Here is a 1,680-nt window from a genome sequence, read left to right as displayed (position 1 = left end):
CTTCATCACAGTGGTCTGGCGCGTTGCAGCGCCGTCGTGTCGGCGCGAAAATGTGTCTGGCAGGTGCTGTTCGCGTGTAGGTCGGCATTGCTTGGCTTGTCAGCCCGCATCACAGTCTGGCACCGGGCCGCGTGATGGGGTCATGTCCTGTTGCTTCGAGCACGCCGGCTAGCTTTCGGCTTTTCCCCTTTGCGGTCCCGCGGACAGCGCCTGCTGGTGTGTCGCGGCTGGGGAGCCCGTTCGGGAGGAGTCCCGATGAACGAGGACGGCGAGGTTGTCGAGCTATTCGCTGATGAGGAGCGGCTGGCTCGGGTCGCAGCGATCGATGTGGGCAAGAACAGTGCGATGGTGTGCACCCGGCTGCCGGGGCGAGGCAGCCGGCGGGTGCAAAAGACGTTCCCGGTCGGTGCCACGACCGCCGCCATCACCGAGTTGGCCGGCCAACTGGTAGCCCAGCAGGTCGAGCTGGTGGTGATGGAGTCGACATCTGACTACTGGCGGCCCTTCTTCTACCTGCTTGAGGATCAGGGCCTTAGATGCTGGCTGGTCAATGCCCGAGACGTGAAGAACGTGCCCAGCCGGCCCAAGACCGACAAGCTGGATGCGATCTGGCTAGCCAAGCTGGCCGAGCGCGGAATGCTGCGCCCCAGCTTCGTGCCGCCACCGCAGATCCGGCAACTGCGCGACTTCACCCGGCTGCGCACCACCTTGGTCGCCGAGCGCACCCGACACCGCAACCAGATCGAGAAGGTCCTACAGGACGCCTGCATCAAGCTGTCAGACAAGAAGGACGGAGCCACCGACATCTTCGGGGTCTCCGGCCGGGCGATGCTGGAGGCACTGGCAGCCGGGCAACGCGACCCCGAAACGCTCGCACAACTGGCCCGCGGCCGGATGCGGGCCAAGATCCCCAAGCTCATACAGGCGTTGACCGGCCGGTTCACCGACCACCACGCCGACCTCATCACCACCCTGCTAGACCTGCACGACCACGTCGATACACACATCACCACCTTGGACGCGAAGATCGCCGCCGCGATCGCGCAGATCGATCCCACCCCACCCCCCGACAACGAGCACCCACACCGGATGCCGCTGTTCGCACGGCTGCAGGAGATCCCCGGCGTCGGCCCGTCCTGCGCCCAAACCATCATCGCCGAGGTCGGCGTCGACCCCTCAGTGTTCCCCACCGGCGGCCACCTGGCCTCCTGGGCCAAACTCACCCCACGCACCATCCAATCCGGGGCCAAGAACACCCACGGCCCGACCGGCAAAGGCAACGGATGGCTCAAAGGCGCCCTCGGCCAAGCCGCCAACAACGCCTCCGGCACCAAAACCTTCCTGGGAGCGCGCTTCCGGCGCATCGTCAAACACGCCCCCGCCAAGAAAGCCATAATCGCCGTCGCCCGCAACATCCTGGAGATCGCCTGGATCCTCATCTGCGATCCCGACGCCCGCTACCAAGACCTCGGACCCGACTGGCACCAGCGACACCTCAACCGCAACCGCAAAACCCGCCAAGCCGTCCGCGAACTCGAACACCTCGGCTACACCGTCACCCTCACCGAAGCAGCCTGACCCAGCCCCCACCCGCCACAACCACAAACCTTCCGGGCAGCCGGAACACTCCACCCTGCCATCGGCACCTCCATTTTCCGGCTAGCCCTTGACCTTGACCTT

1 protein-coding gene is annotated in these 1,680 nt (G+C 65.6%); it reads left to right on the top strand.

What is annotated here, in order from left to right; all coding sequences use genetic code 11:
- The first annotated feature begins 255 nt into the window (after positions 1 to 255).
- Positions 256 to 1,578: an IS110 family RNA-guided transposase gene (locus KGQ19_RS48510; RefSeq protein ID WP_212022402.1), complete on the top strand. Its 1,323-nt coding sequence runs from the start codon at positions 256 to 258 to the stop codon at positions 1,576 to 1,578.
- The last annotated feature ends 102 nt before the right edge of the window (positions 1,579 to 1,680 follow it).

This window comes from Catenulispora pinistramenti (assembly GCF_018274385.1).
Lineage (GTDB): Bacteria > Actinomycetota > Actinomycetes > Streptomycetales > Catenulisporaceae > Catenulispora > Catenulispora pinistramenti.
Note: the sequence above shows the minus strand (reverse complement) of the source record. Positions and strands in the feature narration are given on the sequence as shown.